The sequence below is a fragment of the Leptospira limi genome, assembly GCF_026151395.1.
GTDB lineage: Bacteria > Spirochaetota > Leptospiria > Leptospirales > Leptospiraceae > Leptospira_A > Leptospira_A limi.
In genome coordinates this window covers 229,329-244,709 of the sequence record NZ_JAMQPV010000002.1, presented here as the reverse complement: position 1 = coordinate 244,709, position 15,381 = coordinate 229,329, and the positions used below count along the sequence as shown (strand labels likewise).

Annotated in this window: 14 protein-coding genes; 8 read left to right on the top strand and 6 right to left on the bottom strand. The window is 36.9% G+C overall.

What is annotated here, in order from left to right:
• Nucleotides 1-6 precede the first annotated feature (6 nt).
• The 5 genes from ND812_RS14715 to ND812_RS14695 are packed head-to-tail and all read left to right on the top strand — an operon-like array spanning nt 7 to nt 5,303.
• Nucleotides 7-618 (top strand): formate hydrogenase, encoded by a 612-nt coding sequence (locus ND812_RS14715; protein WP_265357355.1) that lies wholly within the window; start codon nt 7-9, stop codon nt 616-618.
• The gene (locus ND812_RS14710; protein WP_265376136.1) at nt 615-1,823 is read left to right on the top strand and encodes a proton-conducting transporter transmembrane domain-containing protein; all 1,209 of its coding nucleotides are present in this window, start codon (nt 615-617) and stop codon (nt 1,821-1,823) included. Before ND812_RS14715 ends, ND812_RS14710 begins: the two co-directional genes overlap by 4 nt.
• Nucleotides 1,820-3,247 (top strand): hydrogenase large subunit, encoded by a 1,428-nt coding sequence (locus ND812_RS14705; protein WP_265376135.1) that lies wholly within the window; start codon nt 1,820-1,822, stop codon nt 3,245-3,247. The genes ND812_RS14710 and ND812_RS14705 overlap by 4 nt, the downstream gene beginning before the upstream one ends.
• Nucleotides 3,244-4,065 carry an NADH-quinone oxidoreductase subunit B family protein gene (locus ND812_RS14700; protein ID WP_265376134.1) on the top strand — a complete coding sequence of 274 codons (822 nt, stop codon included), beginning with the start codon at nt 3,244-3,246 and terminating at the stop codon, nt 4,063-4,065. Before ND812_RS14705 ends, ND812_RS14700 begins: the two co-directional genes overlap by 4 nt.
• Before the next feature lie 5 nt (nt 4,066-4,070).
• Complete coding sequence (locus ND812_RS14695; protein ID WP_265376133.1) at nt 4,071-5,303, top strand: adenylate/guanylate cyclase domain-containing protein; 1,233 nt, start codon at nt 4,071-4,073, stop codon at nt 5,301-5,303.
• Nucleotides 5,304-5,315: 12 nt separating this feature from the next.
• Here the strand turns inward: ND812_RS14695 and ND812_RS14690 are convergent, their stop codons facing one another.
• The 3 genes from ND812_RS14690 to ND812_RS14680 all read right to left on the bottom strand — a co-directional run bounded on the left by ND812_RS14690 (nt 5,316) and on the right by ND812_RS14680 (nt 8,718).
• On the bottom strand, nt 5,316-6,158 hold the full coding sequence (locus ND812_RS14690; RefSeq protein ID WP_265376132.1) for an HDOD domain-containing protein: 843 nt from the start codon (nt 6,156-6,158) through the stop codon (nt 5,316-5,318).
• Between the two features lie 62 nt (nt 6,159-6,220).
• Nucleotides 6,221-7,348 (bottom strand): SpoIID/LytB domain-containing protein, encoded by a 1,128-nt coding sequence (locus ND812_RS14685; protein WP_265376131.1) that lies wholly within the window; start codon nt 7,346-7,348, stop codon nt 6,221-6,223.
• Between the two features lie 50 nt (nt 7,349-7,398).
• Entirely contained in the window at nt 7,399-8,718 is a 1,320-nt protein-coding gene (locus ND812_RS14680) for a class I SAM-dependent RNA methyltransferase (protein WP_265376130.1), read from the bottom strand.
• A gap of 46 nt (nt 8,719-8,764) precedes the next feature.
• On the opposite strand from ND812_RS14680, the gene ND812_RS14675 reads away from it, so the two are divergent.
• Nucleotides 8,765-10,819, top strand: coding sequence for an adenylate/guanylate cyclase domain-containing protein (locus ND812_RS14675; protein ID WP_265376129.1), 2,055 nt, complete (start codon nt 8,765-8,767; stop codon nt 10,817-10,819).
• Here ND812_RS14675 and ND812_RS14670 read toward each other — a convergent pair.
• From ND812_RS14670 to ND812_RS14660, 3 genes are read right to left on the bottom strand one after another with little or no spacing between them, the layout of a single operon-like run.
• Nucleotides 10,816-11,541 (bottom strand): DNA alkylation repair protein, encoded by a 726-nt coding sequence (locus ND812_RS14670; RefSeq protein WP_265376128.1) that lies wholly within the window; start codon nt 11,539-11,541, stop codon nt 10,816-10,818. The two genes, ND812_RS14675 and ND812_RS14670, sit on opposite strands and share 4 nt — an antisense overlap.
• Entirely contained in the window at nt 11,538-11,822 is a 285-nt protein-coding gene (locus tag ND812_RS14665) for an ATP-dependent Clp protease adaptor ClpS (RefSeq protein WP_265357365.1), read from the bottom strand. Before ND812_RS14665 ends, ND812_RS14670 begins: the two co-directional genes overlap by 4 nt.
• Nucleotides 11,819-13,309: a deoxyribodipyrimidine photolyase gene (locus ND812_RS14660; RefSeq protein ID WP_407658565.1), complete on the bottom strand. Its 1,491-nt coding sequence runs from the start codon at nt 13,307-13,309 to the stop codon at nt 11,819-11,821. The genes ND812_RS14665 and ND812_RS14660 overlap by 4 nt, the downstream gene beginning before the upstream one ends.
• Before the next feature lie 291 nt (nt 13,310-13,600).
• Here ND812_RS14660 and ND812_RS14655 point away from each other — a divergent pair, with 291 nt between their 5' ends.
• Together ND812_RS14655 and ND812_RS14650 are read left to right on the top strand one after the other, a co-directional pair.
• Complete coding sequence (locus ND812_RS14655) at nt 13,601-14,989, top strand: ammonium transporter (RefSeq protein WP_265376127.1); 1,389 nt, start codon at nt 13,601-13,603, stop codon at nt 14,987-14,989.
• Nucleotides 14,990-15,009: 20 nt separating this feature from the next.
• On the top strand, nt 15,010-15,354 hold the full coding sequence (locus ND812_RS14650) for a P-II family nitrogen regulator (RefSeq protein WP_015678663.1): 345 nt from the start codon (nt 15,010-15,012) through the stop codon (nt 15,352-15,354).
• Nucleotides 15,355-15,381: the final 27 nt, after the last annotated feature.

Below are 15,381 nucleotides of genomic sequence, written 5' to 3'. Positions count from 1 at the left end.
AACACAATGATATACGATTTTGTTTATTTATTATTACTCTTGTCTGGGATTGTTGTATTAGTTGAAAATCGATTAAGTCGTATTATTTTATTTTTAAGTCTTCAAGGTTTTCTGCTGATATTTCCTGTGATCCAAACTCATGAAGGTGATTGGCAACATGCCATTTCATTAATTTTGTTAGTTGTACTTTTTAAAGGACTATTAACTCCTTGGATTTTAAACTGGACTGCGAATAAATCAAAAATGAATGAAAGTACCACACCTAGATTTGGTTACTTGGCAACACTCTTGTTCATGGTTTTAGGATTGGTTCTTGCTGTTAAAATAACGGATGGAGTTCCATTATTGTCGATTCCTGTTCATAAAATAGCATTGATTTACGTAATTTTATTGGTATATGTAGGTATTTTGTGTTTTGTTGTTAGGCGGAATTGGTTGGCGTTAATTGCTGGTTTTTGTGTTTTTGAAAATGGAATATTTGTTTTAACTATGGTATTGGATAAGGGATTACCATTTGGACTGGAGTTTGGATCATTTTTGGATGCAATATTGGTAATAGTTTCGGGAGGAATATTGCAGCTTTCGCCTCACATGCATGTAAAGGAAAGAAAGTTATGATGGAAATCGTATTTTATTTATCCGGTATCATTACTTTTGTTATTATATTTTTAATTTCTATTTTTGCTCCCACTAAAGGACAAACAAGGATTTGGTTGTGGAGTTTACTCAAATTTTGTTTTTTTTCTGTATTATTTTATTCTTGGTTTACAGATAATATTGTATTAAAATGGATTTTGATTGAAGCTTCCACTTTGTTTGGGGCATTATTGATTTCTTCAAGTGGAACAGAACGATCTTTCCATGTTGGATGGAAATTTTTATTGATTAATTCCTATGCCCTTGGATTGGCCTTTTTGGGGATCGTAATACTTCTGTTTGCATCCACTCCTTTAGAAAATTTAGATTTTGCATCCCTCAAACTTGGGTTAGTAGGCCAATCGGGTCTTCTTGTGGAAACAGGAATCCTCTTAACGATTTATGGATATAGCGGGAAGTTGGGTTTGGTCCCAAATCACTTTTGGGTTGGCGATACTTATGCAGAAAGCCCTAGTCAAATATCTTCTTTGATTGCTTCATTTGTCCCCGTTAGCGTTGTACTTGCAATTCGACCGTTGATTAAGCTGGAAAATGAATTAAATCTTCATTTGATAAATGCATCCAATGGTTTACTATTCATTGGTATTTTAACGATTTTATATTCAACTTTAATGTTAGTATCTCGAGATGATATTCGAAGAATTTCCGCTAAGGTTGCACTTTTCCATACGGGAATGTTAACTCTGTTCTTATGGTTGGATGTTTCTGATGAAGTATTTTACTTTTTACTCGCAACAACAGTTTTAGTAAAACTACTTGTCTTTTTGTCTATGGGGATATTAAGAATGGATGCTGGGAAACGAAAAATTTCTCAGATCCTCAATGGGACTATGTTGAGCCATAAAGCATTGTATGTTTATTTATTGGCACTATTGACTGCATTTGTTTTTCCTCTTTCTCCAGTTTTTGTTTTGGATTTGAAAATCATCGAGATTACTATCATAAATAAACAATTTTACTTATTTATATTCCCAATTTTGGGTTCCGTTTTCTTTTTTGTTTCATTAAATAAAGTGTTACCAATGGTAAGGCTTGAGAACCGTGATTTTAATCCTGAAGTGTATCGAACACTACGTTTGCGATTTTATTTTTTTTGGATTAGTTTAATTTTCACCATCTCAGTTGGTGCATATGGCATGTATAATTTGATGGCAATTTACTTATGAAGAAAATTACAGGCATCACTCATTTTAACGACACATATTATCAATTCATTCATGAGAATCAAAATGTAGTTATGGAAGTGGAAAGGTCCAAAAAAAGTACAATTGATTTTTTATTGGATGACCAATATCCGATTTGGTTGGTTAGGCATTCATTTGGTCAGGACATGGGGCATGAAGACTATTCTGGTTTAAAGGAAGATGATTATTTGTCTGACCAGAGAGGAAAAGTTTTATCTTTACACCAAAAATCTGGTGTGATCCGTGATTTAGCTTATCATGGATTATCTGTCCCATTCTCGATCGATCATTATTCACATGCTGTTGGACCCATCCATGCTGGTATCATAGAACCAGGTCATTTTCGGTTTGTTGTCGAAGGTGAAGTGATTCGCCATTTAACAATTCGTCTTGGTTACCAGAAACGAGGTATACAAGATATTTTAATTGGTAAGTCGGTGGATCAAGTAATGCCATATTCAGAAATGATTTCTGGTGATACAAGTGTTGGATATGCGTTAGCTTTTTCAAAAATATATGAAGATTTTTATAAAATCTCGTTACCAAAAGACCTTCGCTTGTTTCGATCTTTACTCGTAGAGTTGGAAAGAATTGCCGTCCACATTGGAGATTTAGGTGGTATTTCGGAAGATATCGGTTATTATCCGTTATATGGAGTTTGTGTTACCGATAGGGGCGCTGCACTAGGACTTATGGAGACATGGACAGGACACCGCTTTGGGAAATCAGTGATTCGTCCAGGAAAACTGTTACTCAATCATCGAATAAACGCCAAACAGGCTAAAGATGCCTTTTACCAATTAAAAAAAGTTTACCAAACTCGAATTCGTCCTCAAATTTTAAGAGCTCTTTCTATTTCCACCCTTAAGGAAAGGATGCAAGGTTGTGGATTTATCTCAGAATCCGATGTTCAAAAACACGGATTCGTTGGAATGGTTTCTAGAATGGCAGGTGTCGTGGAAGACTTACGAATCAATCATCCAGATTACCCTGATTGGAATCCACTTCCTATAAAGGAAGAACACCATCATTACAATGGTGATGTGTGGGCTAGAATGTACATTCGGTATGCTGAGATTGAACAGTCGCTACATTGGATGGAAAAAAAAGTAGAGGAATTAGATTGGAATTCGATTTGGAATGCAAAAGGGATTGGATCATCAATAGGTATAAAAGAAAAAAAATTACAATCAGGTATTTTTTATGCAACAGTAGAAGCATGGAGAGGTCCATTATTAGTTGCCCTTAATATCGATGAAAATGGGTTTGTAATTAATTCTTATATTCGCGATCCTTCTGTATTAAATTGGCATGGACTTGAGTTAGCAGTTCGTGGAGAACAAGTGAGCGATTTCCCATTAAACAATAAATCATTTAATCTAAGTTATGCTGGATTTGACTTATGAGTTTTTTATTTGAATTAAAGAATTTTTTCACGAAAAAAAATGTTCTTAATTTTGAGAATACTTCCTATGTCCATCCGAACCAAAGAGGGATTCCAGTTCCCACGAAGGCAATGGAGAATGGATGTGGAAACTGTAAGGAATGTGAAACCCTTTGCCCAACAAAGGTAATCCATAGAAAAGGGGATGACCTAATTACAATGGATTATGGTAAGTGCCTGCAATGTGGACTTTGTGTCGAAATTTGCCCTGAGGGCAAACTTTGCAATTCCGGATTTATATACACTTTCGTTTTACACCGAGAGGAATTTTACACGTCTTACAAAAATGGAAAATTGGAGTTCCCCAACCAAACTAAGTTTACACTCACTGAAAACCAAAAACGATTTCGCCATTTAACACAAAAACGTGGGTTTTTGTATAGAGAAGTTGCAGCAGGTGGAAACAATACAGTCGAGTCGGAACTGAATGCCACCTACAATTCCGTTTTTGATTCCGAAAGGGAAGGGGTTCGATGTGTTGCCAGTCCCAAACATGCCGACGCAATCGTGTTTTCAGGACCTGTCAGCGAAAATATGGTAGCTCCGTTGCAAACTGCATGGGATGTCATCAGTGAACCTAAAGCATTGATAGCCTGTGGGACAGAAGCTGTCAGTGGTGGACTTTTCCCCATGGGGAGGTTACCAAAAGAACCAGACCTTTATATTTCAGGAGATCCCCCAAGACCTGATGTCATTTTACAAGCTTTCCGTTTGTTATTAGGAAGATTTTCATTCCAATTCCAAGAGGCGCTTCACAAATTTTTAGAGAGTGAAAAATAAGGCGCGTGGAATTAGAAAAAGAAGAAATTGTCAGAGTGTTGGTTTTAGAACCACAGAAAAAATCATACGATACCATTTCCCAATTACTTGTGGAATGGTTTGGTGAATACATTGATTTGACATGGCGTTCTATTTTTGAGAATGGAGCCGAGGAAATTAAAAAAGTCCAGTATGACCTTCTCATTACTGAGATCCAATTCCCTGAATTAGAAGAATCTTCTGAATTGATCTTAGAAAAAATAATGGATATGGCTGGTCCTTCCGAACTCCCAGTGGTTGTATTTACTAAGGCAGAGGGGAAACAACTACCAATCCATGCGTTTCAATTAGGTATCAATGAATACTTCAGCAAACGTAGGTTAAAGAAAAATATTTTAGAACATCGATTCCGAAATTTGTTCCGAGAAATTTATCGTAAAAAAGTAGTCTCCATCCAAATGGACGATAGTTTAAAACGTTTTCAAGATCTTTACGGGATGAACCAATCAGAAATTCAAGATTTGAATACGATGGTTAAAAAGTTTAAAAAGGAACTTGAGAAAGAATATGAAGAAAAGTTAAACTTAGAGTTTGAAAAAAAGAAAATGCAAAACGTATTCGGGATGTACGTTGATCCAATCATTGTTGAAAGTTTGATGAATAATACTTTATCATTAGATCAAAAAGGGAAGGAACAAGAAGTCTCTGTTTTATTTTCAGATATTCGTGGTTATACATCATTATCTGAAAAAATGAAGCCAGAACATGTAATTTCCTTTTTGAATGAATACTTTACCGCAATGACGGAAGTGATTTTGGGTTATGGTGGTATGATCGATAAATACATAGGTGATTCCATTATGTGTTTGTTTGGCGCACCTGTATTCCAAGAAGACCATAGGCAAAATGCTCTCGATTGTGCATTAGAAATGTTGCAAGTATTTGAATTATGGCAACCAAAATGGAATCAAATTTATGGATTCACTCCGCAGATTGGAATTGGTGTGGCATCAGGGAATGTGATTGTAGGGAACGTGGGTTCGTTTCAAAAACTTTCTTACACAGCAGTAGGGGATACTGTGAACATGGCAAGTCGGTTAGAATCCATGGCTAAGCCAATGCATGTTTATGTTTCGGAAGGTTTATATAACCATCTACCGGAAGAGTATTCTAAAAAATACCGATATGAAGAATTGGAACCTGTAAAAATTAAAGGAAAAGAAGGATTACACAGAATTTTAAGTGTAAAACCAAACTAAAGTAACTTTAGATTATAAAGTGCTACAAAACTGATACAATTCGTTTGTTTTCAGTTTTTCATCCTTTGTAGTTACATACACTTTCATATCTTCAATTTCTAAACCCAAAACACTTCGGTACTCTTCAAATTTTTGAATCGTTTCTGGTTCTTGTTTTCCATGCCCAGTTAGTTTGGCAATCACACCAGCAAAACCAATGATTTGACCAAGGGAGGTTTGTTCTGCAATCGGTTTTGATAAATCTTCAATGGAAGATATGATAATCGAAGGCATTTTCCAAAGTTTAGCTGCTGCACTTCCCATTTCATACGAGTCCACGCCATATGCTTTTTTTTCCAACGTGATAAGACTTACATCTGATGTTTGGAATTCTGTTAACACTTCTACATATTTTTTGCGATCTATTGTATTCAAAACAATTCGACCCAAATCCTGCATGAGTCCACATGTGATGGCAAGTTCGGCTTCTTTTTTGAATTTTTTTTCTTCGCAGAGGATTTGAGCAAAAATTCCTTTTGCAACGGAATGATCCCAAACTTCATCACGGAATTTTTTATAATTCCCCTGGCTAAACAGAGAGTCTGTCATAGACATTGCCACCATACTGCGAACGGTTTTAAATCCGAGACGAGTGATGACCTGTTTCATATTGGCGACAGGATTTCCTCGGGAGAAAAAAGGAGAATTGGCTAATTTTAATAATCTTGCGACAAGGACCTGGTCTGATTGGACTTTTTTTTCTAATTCACCAAAGGAAAGTTCATTATCATCGTCTAGGGAAAGTACGGAAAGTAAGACTGGCGGAACAATCGTCAGATCTTTGATTTGGGATAAGTATTCTTCCAGTGTTGCCATAAGTTTTGGGACCTAAAGTCAGAATTTAAAATCTTCTGACGATGGAAACCAAAATCTAAGCTTTATCTGGCAACGATTCTTGCGAATTCAATTCCTTTGAAATAGTGTTGTAAAATTTCTTTGTGGTTGAATTGACTTTTTGCCATTGCAAAACTTCCCCATTGTGACATTCCCACACCATGACCAGAACCTAAACCTTTCACATAAAAATCACCAGACTCTTCTTTTCGAATTCCAAACCGAGTGGATTTTAGTTTTGTCGCTCCGATTTTTTTTCGAAATTCAGTCGCTTTGATTCTTTTGGTTCCAGATGTTCCTATAATTTCTAATTCATTCACACGGGAAGTTGGGAATCGATTGGCAACGATGATATCTTGGATATCACCAACACCTAAGTCGCGTAAGCTATTGTTTACATAATCAGTTTTCCATTTTTCTTCCCAAGAATATTGATCTCCATCCTTATCATATTCAGAAGGAACTGGTTTTAAATATTCAACAGAATTCCCCCAAACATTTGCTGGATCTTCCGTGTAACCGCCAGCATTCGAATGGAAAAAACTTTGGATTGGTTGGCCTTTGTGAATGAGGATCAGACCTTCCGTTTCAAATACAGCTTCCGTTGTGTTTTTATGTTCTTTATTTTTACCTTTGTAAACTTGAGTATTCGTTGATGTGTCCACATCATACTCTTGTTTTTTTCGATTTAACATTTCTTTCACAACATACGTTCTCGCACAAATGGCTTGTGCTTTTAAGGCTTCTTTAGGCCAAGAAGCACTCACTTCAGAAGGTACAACAGATAGTAAATATAATTCAACGGGAACAAAATTGATGATGAGAACTTTTCCATCAATAGGTTTTAGTAAAATACTGCCACGGTAACTCACACCTTTGTAATCCACCCACTCTGAATTACTTTGAATGGAGATAGGTGCTTTGATCGCTGTTGGATTTAAGGATAAAAAATCATATGCTTTTTTGATAGTGAGATCGTTTGCATCTTTAACAATGATTTCACCTGAGGATTTAAAAATTTCTTCTTCACTCGCATAACCAAGAAGAACTCTTACGGGTCTTGATTTAAAATTGGATTCATCTGGGGCCCAGTTCGTTACCATAACACTCGCACATCCGATTTGTCCTAAAATGACGATGCAAATAAATAAAATCGCTGTCCGTTGTTTCATAGTTCCCTCTCTACTATTTTCGGAAGAAAGAGAAAATCGATAAAGGGATTTTATTGGTGTTTTCTACGAAAGAAAAGGACCGATTCCGTATGCGGTGTATGCGGATAAGGATCGATCAAAATTCCATCAACATAGTCGTAAGCCGACAAAAATAAAGTCACATCTTCTTTTTGTGAATAAGGATTACAAGAGACATAGAATACAAATTCAGGGCCGAAGTCCCGGATCCAATGGTTCACTAGTTTTCCAGCACCGGCTCTTGGAGGGTCTAGAATCAAACTTGCATTTTCTTGTTTTTTGAGTCCGTCTGTAGAAAGAAATAAATTGGCCACTTGGAAGGAATGAGATTTTGTTGGGTAGATTTCTTTGAATAATTGAGAAGCAGTTTTGATCGAAGATTCTGTGAGTTCGTAACCATCAACATGTTGGAAATGTTCACCGTATAACAAGGAAAAGAAACCATTTCCACAAAACAAATCAATCAAAGTTGACTGATCCTTTGCCATTCTTTCCTTGATGAAATTTAAGATGGGTAAAAATCCATTTGGGTTTGGTTGGAAAAAAGAATCAAATGGAACTTCAAATCGATGGCCAAGGACCATTTCAGTAAAACTATCTTTTCCACGTAAAATTTCAGGACGGCCCACTGCCGAAACTTCTGATTTGGGACGGTTGTAACAAAAAAGCAATGAAGGTTGTTTCAATTGAGAAAGGCATAAGTTTCGAAAGGATTCCATTTTGGGATCTGCTTCGTAGCCTTCAGTGAATGTAAAAATGAGAATTCCATCCTCGGTATTTTGCGCCTTACGAATGGTTAGGTATTTTAATCCTCCAACTTCTGATTTTCTGTCCCATATGACTTCTGGCATTTGGTCGAGAACAGATTGTACATCCTGTAACGCTTGGTTCGCCCAAGCTGATTGGATGGAACAATGTTTGATGGGCACAACTTTCCTAAAATTGCCTCGTTGCCTTTGGCCAATGATAGGACCTGGAAATACAGAAAAATCCATCCGCGAACGGTAGGAATACGTTTCTGTTTGAGGGATTGGCTTTAAGGAAATTCCTAAATCTTTTTGGAATAATTGTAAGATTGGTTGGAATTTTAACTCCAATTGGGTTTCGTATGGTATGTGTTGGCCAGTACAACCACCACAATTGCCAAACACATCACATTTCACCAAATCCCAGTTGTGGTTTCGGATGATTTCATGGATTTTTAAGGATCTCTGGCGTGGTCGTCTTTTGACATATTCCACTACAAGTTCGTCACCTGGATGGACAAAAAAAATGTCCACCTTTTTTCCGTTAGGTGCAGTAACGATTCCCGAAAAGTCGGAATTGAGTCCTTCTACTTTGACTTTGTCCAATGTTTTCTACTTGCCAGTTCCTTTTCTTTTGAATACGATTTCTGACATGGTTTTTTCGAAAAGACTCTTTTCCACGTTTGTTCTTCCTTTCATTCTTCTTTTTTCCTTTTCGCAAGTTTCGGGACAAGTATTACTCACGAATCAAATCTTAGATTTAAGATCTGAATCTTCCTTCGGAAAGGAAATTCATAAATGGAGTTTCAAACCTGGTGATTCACCTCGAGTGACGGAAAACACAGAGGATGATTTATATCTGGATGAAGAGGAAGGTGAAATCAAAGCACATGTTTTTTCATATGCACAACCAAACTTAGATGAATCGGTTCGAACAGGATGGATTTCTGGTTTTCAAATCCAAACTGGTTGGGACAAGGTGACCGATGGTGATGGCGAATTGTATTTCCCAAGTTTTTTTGATTATATGGAGAAATACAAAGGTTATGGTTGGTATCGGACTGAGATCACAATCACGAGTAGTGACATTCAAAATAAATTCAAATCAAGAAATTTAAGCTTAAGGCTTGGTCAAATTAGCCAGGCAGATGCAGTGTATTGGAATGGTAAGTACATCGGTGGAACTGGTTTACTTCTCGATACTGATACCAATGCCCAATTAGATGATAAATCTCTTTATAGTGATAAAATTAGATTTTATCGAATTCCGTTCCACTTATTAAAAATTGATGAACCAAATGTACTGGCTGTCCGAGTGTATGCGAAATACCCTTTGAGTCCTGGTTTGTCACATGATAAATTTTATATTTCTTCTTATAAATATTCTGAACGAGCTGAGTATTGGAATGATTTTAAGAAAATTTTTGTCATCGTATTGACCATTTTACTTGGATGTTTTTATTTATATTGGCAGTTTTTATTTCGAAATGACGAAAATGCAACCATATACTTCTCGTTAGGTTCTATTTTTATGGCTCTCAATACATTGTTCCAGAGCCAGATCATTTATTCAATATTGAGTGATGGTTTTTGGATTAAAAAATTGGAGTATGTTACTTGGATTGCACTTGTCCATTTTTTATTTAATTTTATCGTACGATTTGCACATGTTCGGAGTGGTTGGATCAGGTTAACAAATCGATACATTGATGGTGCTGGCATTGTTTCCGCAATTGTAGTTCTATTATCTCCCAATTTACTTTTTTTATCTAAATACTTTTTTTATTGGAGTTTCTTTACAATTCTTCTCGGAGGAGCTTTGTTTTACATTCTGTTCCTCGGGAGAAAAGTTCCTTCGATGGGAACGGTATCATTTGGTTTTTTTGCATTCATAATGCTCATGTTAAATGATATTTTTGTGGAAATGCAATGGGAATGGTACCCAAGCCATACATTTGTGAAGGATTATGCATTTGCTGCCTTCACCATCTCAGTTGCATTGTCCATTGTGAAAAACATGATTGATTCACGTAAGATGGTAGAAAAACAAAAGGAAGAAAAAGAAAGGTTGTCCCGCTATTTTTCACCAGCAGTGATGGAAACGATTGTAGCAGACAATATTAAGTTAGGTGGCGAAGAGAAAGACATTGCAACTTTGTTTTCAGATATAGTTGGTTTTACAACATTTGCTGAAAAAAATCCGCCAGGAGTCGTTTTAAGCCATTTAAATACAATATTTGAGTCCTTATCGGATTTGATATTTCATTATTCAGCTACTTTAGATAAATTCATTGGAGATGCCATCATGGCATTTTGGGGAGCACCCAAACAAACGGACCTCGATGCTTATCATGCAATCGCTTGTGCAGTGGACATGCAAAAGAAAATGGTTGAGATCAATGAACAATTAGGTTTAGAACCAGGAACTTTCCGATTACGTATTGGTGTGAATTTTGGGGAAGCGATTGTCGGAAACATTGGATCAGTCAAAAGAATGGATTATACTGTCATTGGTGATGCAGTGAATACGGCCGCAAGACTGGAAAGTCATGGAATACCAGGAAAAGTCGCCGTATCGGAAGCTGCTTTCCTTGCTGCTGGCGGAGAAAAATACATCGAATTTGAAGATACTAAAGAGTTAAACTTAAAAGGGAAATCAGAACCTGTAAAGGTTTACTTTGTAACAAAAGTACTTCCTAGAGATTAGTTTTCTTTTTTTAGTTCTAACCACTTTTTCCTTTCGGAAGTGGTTAGTTTTTCAATCGCATAACGAAGCATTGTACGAGGCATTTTTGTTGCATGATTTTTGAGAAACATTCGAAGAGTTTGTATGTCTCGTTTGCCGATTTCACGTAACATCCATCCCGTTGCTTTATGGATGAGATCATGTTTGTGATTCAAAAAATGTTCACATAACGATAGTGTTTCTTCAAATTTTCCTTTTCTGATCCAATGGAACGTACTGAGTATTGCGATTCGATTTTCCCATAAATCTTTCGAGTTCCTAAGTTTGTGAATTGTCACATTATTTTTATCAAAATAATAATCACCTATGATTTTATCGGCACTTACATCCACCAAGTCCCAGTTATTGATGTACTTTGTATTTTTTAGATAAAATTTGACTATTTTATCTTTTTCCATCTCTGTTATTTTTTTGGTTTGGTATTTTTGAATGAGGATGAGTAGGGTTGTGAAACGTACCTCGTGGTAAGGAGAAACAATCAGGGATTGTAAATCATTTAAGCTAAGGTTTTGTGCATACTTTTTGGCAACTAATCTTTGTTTTGGCACAGTAATACCAAGGAATTGGTCACCTTCACCATATTCTCCTGGTTCTGTCTTAAAAAACCGAGGGAAAAATTTAGCCTTATCTAAATCTTTTTGTTTGTATAATTCCTCTAAAAAAATTTCTTTTAACTCTTTCATACACCAAAACTCACAGTGAGATTCGCGTTTGTCATATTTTCAGCAACTGTTTCACATTCTTCCATACTCCCTTGGAAACAAATGGCTTTGCCTTTCGAATGAGCTTCCATTGCAATTTTTTTGGCATCTCGTTTTGTTTTGAAACATATTTTCATCAAACAGTCTTCAACATACGAAAACTCATGGATGGAATCATTGAATAAAATTACAAAATAATCGTAAACCGATTCGCTTTTTAAGTTGGTTTTCTCTTCAAATATCGGTTGGATCGGTTCTGTCATGGAAAGAGTGAGTTGGATTTTCCACTCAGTTCACCAATATACTCCATATAGGAATTCAATTTAAACTTCTTTTTTGTTGAATCGGAAGACATAAAACGCACATTTCCAAATACATTTCGTTCGGGAAACCATGGTCTATCAAAAAGTCCAAAACACCATAAAATTCCAGTGTATGAATTTGGATTCCTACCATCGTAAGCATATTTATTATTGAGGTGTTCTAAGATTGTAAATGCTTCTTCATAAGTCTTTGTCCATTCTATGACTTTTTTCCCCCATAACATGCGCATATAGTTATGCATTCTGCCTGTTTGGACTAGCTCAGTTTGTGCAGCATTCCAAATTTCATCATGGGTTTTTGCAGATTCAAATTGTTCTAATGAATAAACAAATTCCCGATGATCTTTCTCGTGTTTTTTGAAATTTGTTTTCACCCAATCTGGCAAATGATCGAGTGTAATGTTGTTAGGTTTTTCTTTCCAGAAAAATAGATAACCGATGTCACGCCAAGTGACCAGTTCATCTAAAAAATGATTGGTGGCAACGGAGGGAGAATAAAAATTTTCTCTGTCTCCTGGTTTTGTATGGCTCAGTCGTTCCGGATTCCATTTTCCATTGGAACTATGTTTTAACACTGCATAAAAAATTTCTTCCAGACCAATCCAACCAAAGTGTAAATAAGGAGAAAGCCCACTGGTTGCAGTTTGTTCGGGTCGATTTGGTTCTGATCGTTTTGTAAGATACAGATCCAACTTCTTTTTGATAAATACATCTAACAATCGCAAGGCTTCCTTCCGACCACCTTTCACATCTTTCACGGGGGAAACTTGGTTTTGGAAGGGAATTGTTTTTATAATAGGTTCGATGGATTTTGGAAGTCCAATTTTTTGATTTGGTTTTGTTTTGCCTCTGGTATTTGTTAGGTCTTCTTTTTTCCAAATGGGTTTACTGGGAGACGGAAAATTGGAGTTCAATTCTTTATGGATCCATAAACGAAGGATTCTTGCTGCACTTGCTGGTTTTTGAAACCGAGAGAAGGGGATGATCGAATTTCCATCTACCGAAAGTAATTGGCAGTCTATCTTTTGTGCTAACTTTGCTGTTTGTTCTGGTATGATAAAACATGGAAAGTCATCAGTGATGATCACACATGCGTTCTCGCATATCTCCTTGAGTAAACCTTTTCCTAAATTTTGTGGAGTTTCGACAAAGGGCCAATAATTGATTCCGAGTTCGTCTGCTCTTGTTTGGTTCTCATACATACCTTCCAAGATAAATTTGTGAATTCGTTCTGAATTCCACGGATAATCCATACGTAGGCCTTCGTATACAATGAGTTCTTTACCTAATTCACGAGCAAGTTTTACTGCATGTTCGAAGGCATGGTTGGCATCAAACCGTCTGTAGGCTTGCATCCAATAGAGGACATAGGTTTTATGGTTACGAATCGGTTTGTCGTTACAGATACGGATACGTTCAGAATTCACTCCTATTAGAGGGGGAATGGAGTCTGCTTGTAATGGTTTTTTTGGACAGATCTTATTTCATAAGGCGGATTGCTTATAATTTAATCATTCTGTTTTTGAAAACATCAGATTGAGTAAGAGTTCTAGTGAAGTTGGTTTCCACTGCTAAATGGTCAGATTGGATTTTAAGGCATATTGGAGGGTTTTTAGGCACCACTTGATTTTTTTTGGACAATTTGAATCGATTTTTCTCATCGGGTACCAATCTTGCATCCTTCTTCAGCAAATAACATGGAAAGGATACATGGCAATATGAAACAATATTTCAAATCAATCGCCTTCCTTCTCCTGGTAGTTCCGATGTTCCTTTTTGCAGATGAAGCTGCAACCGTCGTGAACCCAGCAGAAGAAACCGCAAAAGCAATCCAAACATTAACTGTAGGACTAGACACATTATGGGTATTAGTTGCAGGTATGTTGGTGTTCTTTATGAATGCTGGTTTTGCTCTCGTTGAATCAGGTTTTGCACAATCAAAAAACACAGTGAACATCTTAGCAAAAAACTTTATCGTTTTTGCTGCGGCAACTTTCTCTTATTGGGCCATTGGATGGGGACTCATGTTTGGTGACGGAACTCCATTTTATGCAACAGATGGATTATTTTTCCTAGGTGGTCTTGATAACTCTCCTGCCATAGGAGATGAATACAAAGGTGTTTACTCTTCCATGAATTGGACAGGAGTTCCCCTTCTTGCAAAATTTTTCTTCCAACTCGTTTTCGCAGCGACTGCAGCTACCATTGTATCGGGAGCAGTTGCCGAACGAATTAAGTTTCATTCCTTTTTAATATTCTCCTTTATCCTAGTTGCTGTGATGTATCCTTTCACAGGCCATTGGGTATGGGGAGGCGGATGGTTAGCAGGACTTGGTTTTCATGACTTTGCTGGTTCCACCGTAGTACACTCTGTAGGTGGTTGGGCTGCCCTTGCTGGAGCCATTGTTCTTGGTGCAAGAAAAGGAAAATTCTTACCAGACGGACGTATCAAACCAATCCTTGGTCACAACATGACTTCTGCTGCTTTAGGAACTCTAATCCTTTGGCTCGGATGGTTTGGATTCAACCCAGGTTCAACGATGGGAGTTGGTGATGGTAGCGTAATGTCTCATGTGATTGTGACAACGAACATCTCTGCTGCGCTTGGTGCACTAGCATCAACTGTCACTGCTTGGATCATCTTAAAAAAGCCAGACCTTGGTATGATTCTAAACGGTACACTTGCAGGTCTTGTGGGTATCACTGCTCCATGTGCGATTGTTAGCCCAACATCTGCTGCAATTATTGGTGCGGTTTCTGGAGTTCTCGTCGTATTGTCAGTGTTATTTTTTGATAAAATGAAGATTGATGATCCTGTTGGAGCAACTTCCGTTCACTTAGTTTGTGGTATTTGGGGAACCTTAGCGGTTGCCATCTTCGGTTACGAAGGTGCTCCTGCTGGAGTAGAAGTTCCTTCAATCGTAACTCAAATTTATGGAATATTGGCTATCGGTGGATTTACTTTTGTTGTATCTCTTATCCTTTGGTTTGTGTTAAAACTAGCTGGTGGAATCCGAGTAAGTGAAGAAGAAGAATTGAGTGGATTGGATCTTGGGGAACACGGAGCAGAAGCTTACCCAGATTTTAATATCCGAGTTCGTGGGTAAGGAAATAGGAGTTAAACATTATGAAAATGATCATTGCAATCATCCAACCACATAAGTTGGAAGAAGTTAAAGCAGAGTTAACGAAAAACGAAATTTATCGTTTAACAGTATCAGATGTTCAAGGTTATGGACAACAAAAAGGAAAAACAGAAGTTTTCCGTGGCCATGAATACACAGTGAACCTTCTTAGAAAAGTAAGATTGGAAATTGCTGTAAATGATGAATTCGTGAAACCAACTGTAGATGCTATTTTAAAAGCAGCTAAAAGTGGAGATGGAAAAATTGGTGACGGTAAGATTTTTATCACTCCATTAGAAGAAGTGATTCGAATCAGAACTGGCGAAAAAGGCAAAAGCGCCATTTAACATTCCTTACTAAAAGGAAAAATCGGA